The sequence below is a fragment of the Campylobacter portucalensis genome, from assembly GCF_009690845.1.
In the GTDB taxonomy this organism is placed as follows: domain Bacteria; phylum Campylobacterota; class Campylobacteria; order Campylobacterales; family Campylobacteraceae; genus Campylobacter_B; species Campylobacter_B portucalensis.
Genome location: NZ_VWSJ01000027.1, coordinates 51,732 through 66,703 on the forward strand (window position 1 = coordinate 51,732; position 14,972 = coordinate 66,703).

Below are 14,972 nucleotides of genomic sequence, written 5' to 3' on the forward strand. Positions count from 1 at the left end.
ATATTATCTATTTAAAAGCAAAGCCCCGAGTTAAGGGGATTGAAACAAAGTAACTGAAGATTTGAGACCATTACGGTACTAGTTTCTAAATTTAAAAGCAAAGCCCCGAGTTAAGGGGATTGAAACCATTTACCTCGTCGTGCTGCAGACTATGTATTTTGGATTTAAAAGCAAAGCCCCGAGTTAAGGGGATTGAAACGCATATCCGCTAGATGGACCTAGCACGGCAAAATATATTTAAAAGCAAAGCCCCGAGTTAAGGGGATTGAAACTTTATTAAATGCTTTAGTAATTCCTTTAATACTTTAGTTGCTTCTAAATTTAAAAGCAAAGCCCCGAGTTAAGGGGATTGAAACCGCTTGCATCGACGCCTCCTGCTAGGATTAGTTCGCGAAATTTAAAAGCAAAGCCCCGAGTTAAGGGGATTGAAACATTGTTTTATCAGTACCTATGTAGTAAGGTACTGAATTTAAAAGCAAAGCCCCGAGTTAAGGGGATTGAAACCTCCTTGTTTAATTTTCCACCATATTGAACTATTTGTATTTAAAAGCAAAGCCCCGAGTTAAGGGGATTGAAACAAATCTACCCCATTGTATAGACTTCTTACTCTGATGTATATTTAAAAGCAAAGCCCCGAGTTAAGGGGATTGAAACATATAAGTTTATGCTTAGAATTCTCATCTTTTATTTAAAAGCAAAGCCCCGAGTTAAGGGGATTGAAACAAGTGGAGCAACGACTAAGCAAATTAATTTTTTGTATTTAAACATAGCAAAATTTAAGATTTAATTAATTTACTATCGTAGCTCAATGTAAGTTAAAAAGCCTTTATATTTCTTATAATATTTCAATAAAAGCAAAATTTTATTTATATCTTTGAGTGTTTCTTGTAAAATACTTTTTACTTTATTTCTTAGACTAATTGGCTCTAAAACTTCGATCACTTGACCAATTAAGGGTAAAATAGAGTAATTCTAATTCTTGAGAAACATTGTATTTTGCTTTTATAGAACCATCATCAAATTTTTCATTTAAAATTCTTTTTGAATTAACAAACTTCTTTGCTTTAAAATATCTCTTTACATCCTTATCTACATTTAAGATAATTTTCTTCTTCTGAAAATAGCAGTCTAAGTAGAAGTTTTCATTCATAAATATTATATAGTATGGTTGCAGTATTCTTTCGTTAAAGGCGTCATTTTTGTAGTATTTTATCAAAATTTTTTGTCTGTTTTTTATAGATCTCTAGTTTGGTTAGTAAATTTGTATTTTTATCTCTTCTTAGGGTTTGTTTAAAAAAATATAGCTTGTTTTTATATCATCTGAAATTTTTTCAAATGTTTTTTATCTGCTTCATTAAGTTTAAAAATTTCATTCTCTATATAACCATTAGAATTTTTTTGTTTTATGGTTTTTATACCGTTATTTTCTAAAAAATCAAAAGAACTTTTTATATATCTTTCTATCGTTTTAGTGCTAACTTCATTTCATATGGGGTATTTTAAGAATATAAAATTCACCTTTTTACCATCACTAAACATCTTTAAAAGTGTTATATGTTGCCTTAGAAAATGGATATATGAAAGATAATATGAGTTATGAAATTTATCCAACTAGATTAAAACGCTTTTATAAAAATGATAAATTTTGGCATAAACATAAGAAAAATAAACAAAAAAAGTAAATTTAATAACTATAATAAAAATATTTAAAAAGTAAAAAGACATTATATGTATGAAAAATGAATTATAATTTAACAATAAAAAGGAGAAAAAATAAATGAATCATTAGTAGATTTAGTAGAAAATCCAACACCAAGAGCTCTTGTTTACTCGTTTTTAGATATAAGTAGTTCCATGGAAGGTGCTCCTATAGATGAGTTAAATAAAGGGATAGAGATTTTCTTTAATGCGATAAAAGAAGATGAGATGGCTTTGTATTTTGCTGAAATTTTTATTGTTACATTTGGTGGTTTTGCACAACAAAATAGAGATTTTAAAGGGCTTAATATCGATGATAGCCATCCAAATTTAAATGCATATGACAGAACTCCGATGGGTGAGGCTGTAAATTTAGCTTTAGATCTTTTATAAAATAGAAAAAATGAGTATAAAGACAAAGGAGTTGATTATTATCAGCCTTGGTTTGTTTGATGAGTGATGGCGGGTCTAAGCTTTATGATAAAAAATCAAATAAATTAGGTGTATTAAAACTTATAAAATATGCCAGTTTTGCAAGGATTTAAATAATATTTTTAAAGCTAGTTTTTGGCTTTAAGAAATTCAACATTTGATGATATAAATTTGGCTTTAATGACTAAAAAATAGAGTTTAAAAATCAAAATTAAAATTTAAAAAAAGTTTGCTTGGTAAGAAAAACAGAGCTTTAAAAAGAAGAGAAAAAAGATTATAAAATATTAAATAAGCCAATAAATTTAACCGAAATCTCGCATAAAATTTGTCTCAAAAAGAGATTTAGAGACTCTTTGTGAGCTTAATTTGATCAAAAAGATAAAAACTGTTTTGAAAATTTAGTTTATAATTAAAAAATGATATATTTTATCAGTTTTTAATATAAAATTTATTAAAAAAATATTAAAATAAGAGAAGTTTATAATAAATGAAAGTTTTAAAATAATTTTGCAATTTTATATACAGGTAAATTTAAGGAATTAAGATGCTAAGATATGCATTTTTAAGTGTAGAAGGGATAAATTTAAAACCCAAAAATATCTTTACTGGCTCTGCCATTAGAGGGTGTTTTGGTTATGCCTTAAGGGCTGTGGTTTGTCCTTTTATAGACTCAAAATGTCAAAATTGCTATATGGCTTATAAATGTCTTTTTTATAAAATTTACGAAACCCCCAAATCAAACACCAAATTTAAGGCTTGAAATTTCGCAAGATTCTTACGATTTTAAATTTTATCTATTTGAAGATATGAATGAATTTATACCATATTTTATAGTTGCTTTTGAAAATATGCAAAATATCGGACTTGGATATAGAAAAGATAAATTTGAGTTTAAAAGAATTTTGCTAAATGGAAAGTTAATTTATGAAGATAGAGTTTTATTAACAAAAGAGTTTAGGAGTTTAAATTATATGCCTGAATTTAAGGAAAATAACATAAAGGTAAATTTAAAAACTCCGCTAAGAATCAAACAAGACGGTAAAATAATCACTAAAAATTTAAATATTGCAAAGTTTTTAAGGGGCATAAAAAGGCATTATAATTTAATTAAAAACATAGATGAAAAAGTTGATTATATACCTAAATTTCGTGAATTTACTCAAAGATTAAAATTTGTAAATTTAAATAGATATAGCAACAGGCAAAGAAAAAAATATGAATTTGGTGGTGTTGTTGGGGAGTTTAAGATTTTTGATTTGGATGATGAGGGTATTAAATTACTTGAACTTAGCAAAATAATAGGAGCTGGAAAAAGCACGACTTTTGGGCTTGGAAGCATAGAGATTGACTATATTTAAAGGAGAGATATGAAAGCAGCAGTTTTAGTTGATATCGCTGGTAAGCAAAATTATATTTTTAGCTCAAATAAGCTTAGGGATATAGCAGGAGCTAGTGAGATTATTAGGAGGGTTACCGATAAAGATTATATAAAAGAAAAAATGAGTTTAGATAAAATTGATGGAAATTTTGGTGGCGGAAATGCACTAATTTTCTTTGATAACGAAAAAGAAGCAAAAGAGTTTATAAATAGATATTCTAAATTTCTACTTAAAAACTATCCATCTTTGGTTGTTTATTTTGGGCTAAATCCAGTTTTTGAAGAAAGTAACTTTAAAGAAAGTAATAGTAAAACTCATCAAATTTTAGAAGATATTAAAAATAGCTTTTATCCACTATCTCAAGGTTTATCGTTAGGGCTTGAAGAGCTTTGCCCAAATAGTGATTTTCCAGCGACGGGCAAATTTGATGAGCTAAGAAATTCTCACATAAGCAAAGCTACATATATCAAACAAAAAATGGCAGATGATAGTAATAAGAATTTTTCAAAATTATTAAGTGAAGTTTTGGGTGATTATAAATTCTCAACAGAGCTTGATAAAATCATCCATAATGATAAATCATTTATCGCTGTAGGGCATATAGACGCAAATGATTTAGGTAAAAAGGTTAAAAATTTAAAAACAAGAGATGACTATAAAGAGTTTTCAAAAAATATTGATAATGGTATGCAAATAGCTTTAAAAGAAACCGTAAGAAAGCTAATAGAAAATTTAGATAAATTTAGTTTTGCAGATATTAAAAATTTAGAAATAAAAGATAAGATTCTTCCATTTCGCCCTATTGTTTTAAGTGGTGATGACTTTACTTTTGTAAGCGAAGGAAGGCTTGGAGTTTGGATAGCAAAAACTTTTATAAATGAGCTTTCAAGAATTAAATTTGGAAAAGAAAATGAGCCTTTATATGCAAGTGGTGGAGTTGCTATCGTTAAGGGAAAAACACCATTTTTTAGAGCTTATGAGATAGCTGAAGAGTTAGCTACGAGCGCTAAAAAGATCACAAGAAAAGATGAAAAAATAAAAACAAGCTTAGATTTTATCATCACTTCATCCAATATTTTAGGTGATTTAGACTTTTTAAGAGAAAAATATTACACTAGAAATGATACGAAGCTTTTTAATGAAGGTTTTAGCGATGATGATTTTAATAAGCTTTTAAATTTAATGAATGATTTAAAACAAATTTCAAAAACAAAAATTATGAAATTAAGAGATTTACTTCTTCAAAGTAGAGAAAATACTCAAAAATATCTTGAAATTTATTGTGATTCAAAGCTTTTAAATAATGGCGAAATAGAAAATGAAAAGATGCTGCTTGAAGCTATTGAGCTATTAAATTTTTACCCTTTATTAGGAGAAAAATATGACAAAATTAGTTAAAATTAAACTTTTAAGCAATGCTTTATTTAGTAATGCAAGCGGAGATGGGCTTATAGATTTAGATAGTATTAGTGATGAATTTGGTATTTTTTATATCCCATCAAAAAGGATAAAAGGTGCATTAAGAGAGAGTGCAACTGAAATTTTGGAAATGCAAAATTTAGCTAGCGACGAGATAGAAAGGCAAATAAATACTCTTTTTGGTACGGCTAAAAATGATGGCTTAATAGAGCTTTTTGATGCACATTTAGAAAATTTTGATTTTTATAAAAAATTAAGCCTTGAATTTGGTCGAAATAGTATTTTAAATTTAAACTCACTTATTTTAAATCAAACTTCATTAGATGATAATGGAGTTGCAAAAGATGGATATTTAAGAAAACTTAGAGTTATAAAAAGCGGTCTTGTTTTTGAGATGAAAATTATTTTAAAAGATGAAAATTTAAAGACTTAATAGAACTTAGTTTTAGGAATTTAAGGCGAATAGGAAGCAGTAGAAATAGAGGACTTGGCGAAATAGAGTGTAAAATTTGTGAAGAAAAAAATGTGCAAGAAGATGATATTTTAGATGATGGTATTGTTATAAAATTAAAAGAACCAACTGCTATAACTTTAAAAAAGGGAGATAATTTTAATATAAAAAGTTATAAATATATCCCAGCTACTACCTTAAAAGGGGCGATTTTATCTAAACTTAGTGGAGAGTTGAGAGATGAATTTGCAAAAAAAGCGATAGTAAAAAATGGATATTTGTTTGAAAATTCTAAAATTTACTACCCTGTGCCTAAAAATTTAGAAAAGTATAAATATCCTAAAAATGAAGAAGAAAAAAGCCTTGTTTTTGATAGTTTTATGCAAGGTGATGAGAATAAAAAAAGAAGCTTAGGTGAATTTTTTAGTATAAACAATGAAGAAATTTATATTAAATCACCTAAAATAGAGAGTTTTTTTCATATGCAAAGAGATAGGCAAAAACAAAGTAGTAATAAAAATAACGGAGCTATTTTTGCATATGAAGCACTTAGTAAAAATCAAGCTTTTAAAGCTGAGATAATTTGCGATAATGATTTGCTTGAAAAAGTAAAAAAAGAAGTTGGAAATAATATCAAATTTGGAAGATCTAAAAATCAAGGCTACTCAAATTCTAAAATTTCCATAAATATATCAAAAAACAGCAACTTAGATAAAAAATTGCAAGAATTTTATATGGTGTGTCAAAGTCCATTAGTTCTTTTTGATGAAAATGGTATATTTTCGCCAGATATTTGCAGTTTTAAACGCTATTTAGAAATAGAAAAAATAGAGTCAAAAGCCAGATTTTCAAGACATAAATTTTATAAACTAGATTATAAATCTAAAATTCCTGAGGTTTTAGCTTTTGAAGTTGGAAACGTCTTTAAAATCACTTTAAAAGAGCCAATTGATGTAAGCTATCTAGAAAATGGTTTTGGGGAATTAGTAGAGCACGGTTATGGGCAAGTTAAAATTTATGAGAATTTTAATGGGCTAAATTTAAAAGAAAGCAAAAGAGAAAGTCGTGATAACAAAATAGATTTTACAAAAATTTCAGATAGCCAAAAAGAGATAGTTTTAAAGATTTTAAAAGATAAAATTTATAGTGAGATCTTACTTGATGCGAGATACATTAAAGATGAAATCACTCATAAAGATGAAAGCCTAACTCAAAACGAATACTCAAGATTAGAAAATACAGCCTTAAAATCTGCTAGTTTTGAAGAGTTTAAAAACGAGCTTAATAAAGCAAAGCAAAGCAATAGTGATAACAAAGAACTCACCACTTTTAATCAAAAAATCAAAGATAAATGTAAAGAATTTACTCCTTATGGGTTAGATAAGTTTTTTGAAGATAAAATCTACTCAAATTTAAAAAAAGATTTTATAGATAAATACAAAGATGAAATTCAAATAAAAGCTTTTGTAAATAAAATTCGTTACTTAAAAAAGAAGGATCAAAAAAATGCCTAGAATTAAACAGAAATTTATAATCACAGCAAATTTGACAAACAAAACAGCATTTAGTATCAGTAGTGGGGATGGTGAATTTATAGATAGTATGGTGGTAAAAGATGCAAATGAAAACCCTTTTATACCAGCTACTTCACTTATAGGCGTGATAAGAAGCGAGTTTAAAAAATATGATGATAGCTTAACTAGTGCTATTTTAGGAGATGGCGATAGTCCAAGCCAGCTTATGCTAAGTGATGCTAAGCTTATATCAAAATCAAAGATAAATATAAGAAACGGTATCAAGGTGTCAAATGTTACAGGAATTACTCAAGATGGGGCTTTATATGATTATGAAGTTGTAGGAAGCGGGGCTAAATTTAAGCTCAAAGCAGAAGTAACCATAAGAAAATCTCATAACCAAGATGATATGTATAGGGCTATTGATATATTTTATTCTATCTTGAAAAATGGGCTTTTTATAGGGGCTAAGACTATGAGTGGCTTAGGAGAGATTAAGTTTAGTGATATTAGAGTTTCAAGATATGATTTTAGCCAAAATGGAGCTTTTGAGAGCTTTTTAGATAAAAAAGAGCTTGATAATTATAAACCAAATTTAGTTAAAAAAGAAAATGAAGAGATAAGATTTTGCCTAAATTTAGACATTAAAAACTCACTCTTGATAGGTTCAGCTTCTGCTTTAAGCGACTCTGATATAGGAAGCTTATATGAAAATAATGAGTTTTTAGCAAGTGGGACGAGCTTAAAAGGAGCTATTAGAAATAGAGCTTTAAAAATAGCTAAATTTTTAGGAGAGAATGAGAGTTTTATAGACGATCTTTTTGGTTATGTTGATGAAAAAAATAAACAGGCTAAAAAATCAAAAATACAAATAAAAGAAAGTGTCATAAATAAAGCTTTTACAAAAATCCAACAAAGAACTAAAATAGATAGATTTAGTGGCTCTACTATTGATGGAGCGTTATTTGATAGCGAGCCACTATTTAAAGGAGATATCAGGCTTGATGTTTTGATTAAAAATCCAGATTATAAAGAAATAGGGCTTATTTTGCTAGTTTTAAAGGATTTAGCGACTTCAAAACTTGCAGTTGGTGGCGGTAAAAATGTAGGGCGTGGAGTTTTTGAAATATCAAAAGAAGATGATAGCGATAAAGATGCTAGCTTTGAAGCTTATAATGGAAATTTTAAAATTTATCAAAAAGATAAAACCTATAGCAAGGATGATTTGAATAAATTTGTAGCAAATTTAGGAGAGAAATTATGATAAAAACGATAAATAAAGATGAAATTTTTAATCAAATAAAAAATGGTTATGCGATTTTTTGGCTAAGAAAGAGTATCGAGTTTGCTAGAATTAGAGATTTTAAATTTGAGTTTTATGATAGAGATATGCCAAAGTTAGATGAAATTTTAACAGCTAGAATTTTTGATGAAAACAAAGAACTTTTTATTAATAATCAAGGTAGAGATTTATTGGCAAGGCTTAGAGATGATAATGGGCTAAAAGAAGATGAAGATTATATACAAAGCGAGTTTTATTTAATGGGTTCTAAATTTGAAGAGCTTGAAAATGGATTTTGCAAATTATCAAGCAAAAGCGGAAGTGAGTTTATAATCCCGCTAGAAAATGAAAATTTTAAATTAGTAGCAGTTACTAGAAGAGATTATATATCTACATTTAAAGACACAAATCAGGCCTTTTTCAAAGATTTTAGATTAGCAAGTATGAAAGGAGTTAAGAAATGGGAAAAGATAAACCAAAATCTGTAAAATTCAACGCTCACGCTCCATATAATTTTGTCTCTTTGCCTAGTAAGGTGATATATCAAGACTCTATTTTGGATTTAGAATTTGACAAAGAAGGAAGAGTTGTAAAAGGCGATGGGCTTAGTAGATTTAGTGGAAATAGTGGCGAGATAGAACTAAACATAACTACAAAATCACCACTTTTTATAGGAGATAGTGGTAAAAGTAATGATTTAAATGATTTTTTTAATGTAGATGGCGAGTATAAGATCCCAGGAAGTTCAATTAGAGGAATGATAAGAAAATTGGTTGAAATTTGTTCATACTCAAAATTTAGTTTTTTTAATGACCATAAGTTTTATTTTAGAGATGTTGCAGGTGTGGCTGATGATAGTTTAAAAACGACATATCAAAAATTTTTAAAATATCAAGATAGCGAAGGAGAATTACAACCTAACTCATCTCCTGGAATTTTAAGATGTAGAAATGATAGAGATTTTTATATAGTTCCAACAAAATGTGATGAAGTTTCTTATATAGATTCAAAAGCTGAAAAAAATACAAATTTAAACAGATATGAAGTAAAAAAATTAGATAAAAAATATTCAAAAGAGCAAAAAAATATGGAAATTATTCAAAAAAATGACCGCTTTGTAGTCTATGTTGGAAAAATAGGGAATATTTTTTTAAAAGGTAGAAATATAAAAGATAATAGAAATAAAATTTGCTATAAGTTTTTTTATCCAAAAAATGAAGAAGAAAAAATAGAACTAGATTACAATAGAGATATTAAACCATATATATATGATAGTCAGAAAAAATTTAAGCAAGGAAAATTTTTAAATTTAATAGAACTAGTTAAGGACAAAAAGCAGTACCCAGATGGTATTCCTTGCTTTTATGCAATAACTAATAAAAAAAACGATCCAGATGACAAATATAAAGAGCAGGTTTTTTTCGGCCATACTTCTTATTTTAGGATTCCTTACCAAAACAGCATTGGCGACATAATAGATAAAAATTTAAAAGATGATAAGAGATTAGATTTAACACAAGCTATTTTTGGAAAAGATAAAGTTTTGGCTACAAGAGTGTTTTTTGAAGATGCATCGCTAAAAAATGAACCAAAATGGCTTACTAAAAATGATGTAGAGATTATTTTATCATCACCAAAACCAACTTCGTATAATCTTTATTTAGAGCAAAAAGGCGTTAAAAATGTTTCAGAGATTAAGCATTATGATAGTCAAGACGCAAAAATAAGAGGGTATAAATTCTATCATCATCAAAATTTTAATCTAAACCATCATAATGGAAAAATGAAACAAAATACAAATGAAAATATGAAAAAGCATATCAAGCCACTTGATAGCGAAAATATTTTTAAAACAAAGATAAGGTTTGAGAGTTTAAGCGATATAGAGCTTGGAGCTTTGCTTTTTGTTTTAAATTTACCACAAAATTGCTACCATAAAATCGGTATGGCAAAACCTTTAGGATTTGGCAAGATAGAAATCAAAGCAAATTTAAAAATTTATGATTTAGAAAAAAGATACAGCACTTTATTTGATGAAAATAGTGAGTTTTGTGAGCCAAATTTAGAAAATAGTAGCCAAAATTTTATATCTAAATTTCAAAAGTTTATTTTAGATAAATTAGGAGAAGATAAAAAAAGCTTATGGGAAGTTGATAGATTAAAAGAGCTAGAAATTATGCTAAGAGATGATAAAAAAGCAGATTTTAGCTATATGGAACTTGGCGATTTTAAAGATAAAGATAAGATTTTACCTAAGGTAGGGGAGTTAAGATGAAGATAATATCTTTTGAACGAACAGTGCTAACGCCTAATACTTCTTTATATTTAGCAGGAGAGTGCGAAAAAGTTATCAAAAATGACGAATATAAAACAGCTACAGAAGCATTGATTAAATCAAATCCTAATGCTAATATAGTAATTTTACACTCTATAAATTTTAAAGAAGCTCCAACTTATCCAAAAGAGTGTAAAATTTTGGATTATTTTGATGATTATAAAAAGCTTTTTTCAACTATTTCAGATGAAATTTAAAAAGATGATAAAATTATTATAGACATAACTCACTCTATGAGAGATGCTGCTTTTATGGGCTTTTTGTTAGCTCTTTTGAATAGAAATAAAGCAAAAATAGAAATCATTTACGCTGAACAAATTAGCGAAATGGGAAAACCACGTGTTTTTGAGTTTAAATTTCTGACTGAATATGTTAATATAATTGATTTTTTCTTCGTATTAAAAAGTTTTAATGAATTTGTAAAGATCCCATACAGCGATACAGAGGATTTATTGTATTTGAAATTAAAAGATTTTAGTGAAAGTCTTTTATCAAATCAAATTTTAAAGTGTACTACAAAATACCCAGATTTAAAAAACGAACTAATATCTCGTCAAAATAGTGACCTTTATTTTTTAAAAAATGAAATTTCAGAAGTTTTGAATGATATAGAATTTTTTGAAAATATTAGCAAAAAAGAGCGATACGAAGTTTATTATAAAATTTCAAAATTTTTATATAATAAGAACTATTTTTTAAATACTTCGAACTTTTTAATAGAGGCTTTACATATGTATTTTTTTAAATATTTAAAAAAATATATTATTTCCAAAAACAGCTTAGAGCCAAATTATGAAGTTTTGCAACTTTGTTTGAATTTTATAAATCAAGGAACTTTAAATGATAAAAACTATGAAATAAAACCACCTTGTGATTATTTTATAGAGTTAAATAGTGCTGTTTTTATGCAATTGGCAGATTTTAGAAGGAAAATAGGAGAGATAAGACATGAACTTTCTCACATAAGTACGAAGAACATAAGTCTTAAGAGTGAGCTTAAAATCCTTTTAGGTGATTTTGAAAATTTAGTTTTAAAAGAAGATATTTTAAGTAACTTAGTAGAGATAGTAGATGAAGAGCGAGTTAAAGATTTTACAAGCTATCATTTAGAAAAATTTGCTACTCAAGTGCGAAACAAAACTTTAACTAAAAATATAAAAACAGATACAGTAAAAAATAAACTTTTAGATTTTTATAATGGTAAACTATCAAAAACAGATGAGTGTTATGATCTTTTTAAAACTAATAACAAAAGTAAAATTCTAGCCCTAAATTTAAAAAATAAAGAATTATATTTCAATCCAAATTTAAAGGAGTAAAATGAAACTTTTTTTGTTTTTTTCACATAAATTAACAGATGAGCAAATCATAGATGCAAAAAACTCACTAAAAATCAGTGAGTTTGTAAATTTACCAAGTGATTTGCAAGCTAATTTCTCTCAAGTTCCAGCTGAATTTGGAGAAAATGAGCTTTTAAATTATGCAAAATCTTTTTTTGAATATTTAGATAAAAATGCCAAAAGTGAGGATTTTGCTTTGATACAAGGAGATTTTGGGCTTACATTTTTGCTAGTAAAATTTTGCTTAGAAAATGACATTACTCCACTTTATGCAACAACAAAAAGAGATGTTGTTATTAATGAGAATGGATTAAAAACAAGTATATTTAAACACGTAAAATTTAGAAAATATGTAATTTAATTAAATTTATGGTTTTAAATTTAAGCGATAGCAATTAGAAATAAATTTATAGTGGTGGGTTCACTAGGACTATCAAATATCATAAAATATCACATTTTATGGGACATAGAATAAAATATATCAAATAATTACTCCAAAAATTACCATATTAGCTTATTTGTATTGTTTATAATTTATTTATTTTTTACAAGTTATAATTAGTTGTTTTTTATTGTCAAAAATCTACTAATACACTTACGAAAGTATAAAGGAAGGGGAACTATTGTCTTTTGAAAAAGAAACAAAACCAGGATAATAGGTAAATCAAAATTTGGCAAAGCCAAATTTTGAACTTTTACTTGAAACATGGGGGCAAGCCCCCAAACCCCCATACCAATAAAGAAAAAATTATGTTTAAAATTAGACTTCAGGTTGATAATTTCTAAAGATATTTACAATATATCCTAAAAATTCAACTCCGTAAAGTTCTTTTTGTGATAACTCAATATTTGAAAAATCATCATTGGTTGAAAAAAGCTTAATATTTTGATTGAAGGGATTTATTCTGCAATACTTAACTAGAATTTCATCATTTACTTTTAAGATCAAAAGAGCATTGTCTTTTGGTATATTGTCTTTTACGATCACTAAAATATCTCCATCGCTTGCAAATGGGATAGCTTTTTTGTTAGTGGCGACTACAAAATTATAGTCATATGGCTTTGATAAATTAAAGAGCTTTGTTAAAATTTGAACCTTTTGCAGATATGGATCAATGCTATACCTACCATTTGCAAAGTCGTATAAGTCATCGTATATGGTGCAAATTGTCTCTTTATTGGTTTTTATTTGCAGTTTGCCATTTTCGGAACTTATGCCGTATTTACTGATTGCAGTAGCCAAATCTATATCGTTATCAAAATATTCAATATTAATACCAGTAGCCTCAGCTATTTTGTATTTTACTTGCATAGGAAGTGGGGTAATGTTGTTTTCATAGGAATTAACCCTAACTCTACTTATTCCTATCTTGTCACCAAATTCACTTTGTGTAAGTCCGTAAGCATTGCGTAATTTTCTTAATTTATCGCCGTATCCGTTTGTTTTCATATTATTTTTCCATAGTTTTTAATAATATTATATCAAAAACTAGGCAATATTTTAATATATTAAGTAAAAAATAAGCATTAATGATTTAAAATGATTTTTGATTTTTATAATTTTATATAAAGGTTTCAAAATGATTGAAATAGTGGATAACCAAGAAATCAAAATGCAAGGAGATTTTATATCGCCGGAGCAGTTTGAAGAGATGTTTGGTATAAGCAAATCAAAGCAAAATAGACTTAGGTTTAGAAGAAACTATACGGAAAAATATAGTTCTAAAATTCCACCGTTGCCATATATTAGAATAGGCAAAAAAATCTTATATAGTATAGCTAGTGTAAATGAGTGGCTTAAAAAACAAGAGATTAAATAATGGAGAAGTTAGAATTTAAGGGGGCTACAATATGAAGTCAGCAGCCCACCTACAGAACGACAATATTTTATCAAAATATATCTTAAATATCAAGGGTTTAAAACTTTTGGATACAAAAAATACAAAATTTGAGTGGCTAATACCAAATTTTATATCAAAGCAAAGCCTAAATATGATCTATGCTGGTGCTGGTAGTGGAAAAACAATGTTCGCACTACATCTTTGTAATTATCTGATAAAAAATAATGCCAAAATCGATGAAATTTTATATTTTGATGCCGATAATGGCGTCGATATGTTACAAAATAGGCAAGCCGATAAGATTGTTGATGATAGTAATAGCAAGTTAAAATACATTCTATCAAATAGCCTAAGTAGGTTTGGTCTTTTTAAAAATATAAATAAAAAAGCTAAATTTGGCGATTTAAAAAATAAACTTGTCATTATTGATAGTGTTAGAAATTTCATCAAGGGCAGTCTAAGTAAAGATGAAAATATTACCAAATTTATGGCGGATCTGCAAAGCATTAGGGATAAAGGGGCTACTATTATTTTCTTACACCATCAACCGAAGCAAGGTATGGATAAAAATGATGAAAACTACAAAGGTGCAACTGCTTTTATGGATAGTGTGGATGAAGCGTATTATCTGCAAAATGAAACCGACAATGCAATAGTTGCCGACAATACAATGATTTTAAGCTTAAAGCCAAAGAAGCGTCGAAGCCATACAAAAGAAGCAGTAGTTCAAATAGATACTAAAAATTTGAGCCTAGAATTTATCAAAGATGATTTTTTTGGATTAAATGAAAAGGAAAAAATTTCATTACAACTAGCAAAAGAGATTGTAGATCAAAAAAGCGAAATTTCTCAAAGCGATCTTGCTAATGCTATACAAAAGTTAGCAAACAAAAACTATCTTGAGATAGTCGGTCGCAATACACTATGGAAGTTGTTTGATAAATTTGATGGCAAGCTTTTTAAGATCAAACGTCTAAAAGGATATGGCAATTGCAATAAAAAGATATTTTGTAATATTGAAAATGTGGAAGAAAAATGAGGAAATTGAAAATGATAGAAGAAAGCAATAAAACCATAGAGCAAATAGCAAGAGAAGGTTTGCATTCTTTAGAAATGACATTGGAAAATTTTGCTCCCTTTGGCTTTTGGTCACTTGTGATAATAGGAATAGTTACAGCTCTAATATTGTCTGCAGCAGAGAATTGAATGTTGCGACAATATAAGAGATATTGAACTTAGAGATATTCAGTTTAAAGGATAAAACAGATGAATAATATAGAC

Annotated in this window: 18 protein-coding genes and 1 CRISPR repeat array (1 of these 19 only partly in view); of the genes, 16 read left to right on the forward strand and 2 right to left on the reverse strand. The window is 27.6% G+C overall.

The window, feature by feature from the left end; all coding sequences use genetic code 11:
- Positions 1 to 723: a CRISPR direct-repeat array (repeat unit 37 nt; unit sequence ATTTAAAAGCAAAGCCCCGAGTTAAGGGGATTGAAAC); it begins 290 nt to the left of the window's first position.
- A gap of 193 nt (positions 724 to 916) precedes the next feature.
- Positions 917 to 1,237 (reverse strand): WYL domain-containing protein, encoded by a 321-nt coding sequence (locus tag F1B92_RS08835; RefSeq protein ID WP_456064402.1) that lies wholly within the window; start codon positions 1,235 to 1,237, stop codon positions 917 to 919.
- 310 nt (positions 1,238 to 1,547) lie between these two features.
- Here F1B92_RS08835 and F1B92_RS09385 point away from each other — a divergent pair, with 310 nt between their 5' ends.
- The 13 genes from F1B92_RS09385 to csx20 all read left to right on the forward strand — a co-directional run bounded on the left by F1B92_RS09385 (position 1,548) and on the right by csx20 (position 12,211).
- A complete protein-coding gene (locus F1B92_RS09385) occupies positions 1,548 to 1,682 on the forward strand; it encodes a hypothetical protein (protein WP_268233930.1) in 135 nt (44 codons plus the stop codon).
- Positions 1,683 to 1,854: 172 nt separating this feature from the next.
- Positions 1,855 to 2,091 (forward strand): vWA domain-containing protein, encoded by a 237-nt coding sequence (locus tag F1B92_RS06965; protein ID WP_154571141.1) that lies wholly within the window; start codon positions 1,855 to 1,857, stop codon positions 2,089 to 2,091.
- 583 nt (positions 2,092 to 2,674) lie between these two features.
- Positions 2,675 to 2,890 (forward strand): hypothetical protein, encoded by a 216-nt coding sequence (locus F1B92_RS06970; RefSeq protein ID WP_154571142.1) that lies wholly within the window; start codon positions 2,675 to 2,677, stop codon positions 2,888 to 2,890.
- A gap of 46 nt (positions 2,891 to 2,936) precedes the next feature.
- Complete coding sequence (cas6, locus tag F1B92_RS06975) at positions 2,937 to 3,488, forward strand: CRISPR system precrRNA processing endoribonuclease RAMP protein Cas6 (protein WP_154571143.1); 552 nt, start codon at positions 2,937 to 2,939, stop codon at positions 3,486 to 3,488.
- A gap of 9 nt (positions 3,489 to 3,497) precedes the next feature.
- The gene (locus tag F1B92_RS06980) at positions 3,498 to 4,907 is read left to right on the forward strand and encodes a Cas10/Cmr2 second palm domain-containing protein (protein WP_154571144.1); all 1,410 of its coding nucleotides are present in this window, start codon (positions 3,498 to 3,500) and stop codon (positions 4,905 to 4,907) included.
- Positions 4,891 to 5,361, forward strand: coding sequence for an RAMP superfamily CRISPR-associated protein (locus tag F1B92_RS06985; RefSeq protein ID WP_154571145.1), 471 nt, complete (start codon positions 4,891 to 4,893; stop codon positions 5,359 to 5,361). The genes F1B92_RS06980 and F1B92_RS06985 overlap by 17 nt, the downstream gene beginning before the upstream one ends.
- Before the next feature lie 92 nt (positions 5,362 to 5,453).
- Positions 5,454 to 6,893: an RAMP superfamily CRISPR-associated protein gene (locus tag F1B92_RS06990; protein WP_154571146.1), complete on the forward strand. Its 1,440-nt coding sequence runs from the start codon at positions 5,454 to 5,456 to the stop codon at positions 6,891 to 6,893.
- Positions 6,886 to 8,157 carry an RAMP superfamily CRISPR-associated protein gene (locus tag F1B92_RS06995; RefSeq protein WP_154571147.1) on the forward strand — a complete coding sequence of 424 codons (1,272 nt, stop codon included), beginning with the start codon at positions 6,886 to 6,888 and terminating at the stop codon, positions 8,155 to 8,157. Before F1B92_RS06990 ends, F1B92_RS06995 begins: the two co-directional genes overlap by 8 nt.
- The gene (gene csx19 / locus F1B92_RS07000) at positions 8,154 to 8,663 is read left to right on the forward strand and encodes a type III-D CRISPR-associated protein Csx19 (RefSeq protein ID WP_154571148.1); all 510 of its coding nucleotides are present in this window, start codon (positions 8,154 to 8,156) and stop codon (positions 8,661 to 8,663) included. The genes F1B92_RS06995 and csx19 overlap by 4 nt, the downstream gene beginning before the upstream one ends.
- Positions 8,636 to 10,450, forward strand: a complete 1,815-nt coding sequence (locus tag F1B92_RS07005; protein ID WP_154571149.1) for a TIGR03986 family type III CRISPR-associated RAMP protein — start codon at positions 8,636 to 8,638, stop codon at positions 10,448 to 10,450. The genes csx19 and F1B92_RS07005 overlap by 28 nt, the downstream gene beginning before the upstream one ends.
- Entirely contained in the window at positions 10,447 to 10,707 is a 261-nt protein-coding gene (locus F1B92_RS07010) for a hypothetical protein (RefSeq protein ID WP_154571150.1), read from the forward strand. Before F1B92_RS07005 ends, F1B92_RS07010 begins: the two co-directional genes overlap by 4 nt.
- A gap of 36 nt (positions 10,708 to 10,743) precedes the next feature.
- Positions 10,744 to 11,829, forward strand: coding sequence for a hypothetical protein (locus F1B92_RS07015; RefSeq protein WP_195836318.1), 1,086 nt, complete (start codon positions 10,744 to 10,746; stop codon positions 11,827 to 11,829).
- Position 11,830: 1 nt separating this feature from the next.
- A complete protein-coding gene (csx20, locus tag F1B92_RS07020) occupies positions 11,831 to 12,211 on the forward strand; it encodes a CRISPR-associated protein Csx20 (protein WP_154571152.1) in 381 nt (126 codons plus the stop codon).
- A gap of 399 nt (positions 12,212 to 12,610) precedes the next feature.
- Here the strand turns inward: csx20 and F1B92_RS07025 are convergent, their stop codons facing one another.
- Complete coding sequence (locus F1B92_RS07025) at positions 12,611 to 13,300, reverse strand: LexA family transcriptional regulator (RefSeq protein ID WP_002849933.1); 690 nt, start codon at positions 13,298 to 13,300, stop codon at positions 12,611 to 12,613.
- A gap of 130 nt (positions 13,301 to 13,430) precedes the next feature.
- On the opposite strand from F1B92_RS07025, the gene F1B92_RS07030 reads away from it, so the two are divergent.
- Genes F1B92_RS07030 through F1B92_RS07040 form a run of 3 tightly spaced genes read left to right on the forward strand, consistent with a single transcriptional unit; the run spans position 13,431 to position 14,897 of the window.
- Positions 13,431 to 13,670, forward strand: a complete 240-nt coding sequence (locus F1B92_RS07030) for a hypothetical protein (protein WP_002849934.1) — start codon at positions 13,431 to 13,433, stop codon at positions 13,668 to 13,670.
- Between the two features lie 31 nt (positions 13,671 to 13,701).
- The gene (locus F1B92_RS07035) at positions 13,702 to 14,730 is read left to right on the forward strand and encodes an AAA family ATPase (protein WP_154571153.1); all 1,029 of its coding nucleotides are present in this window, start codon (positions 13,702 to 13,704) and stop codon (positions 14,728 to 14,730) included.
- An 11-nt stretch (positions 14,731 to 14,741) separates the two neighbouring features.
- Positions 14,742 to 14,897 (forward strand): hypothetical protein, encoded by a 156-nt coding sequence (locus tag F1B92_RS07040; protein WP_154571154.1) that lies wholly within the window; start codon positions 14,742 to 14,744, stop codon positions 14,895 to 14,897.
- The last annotated feature ends 75 nt before the right edge of the window (positions 14,898 to 14,972 follow it).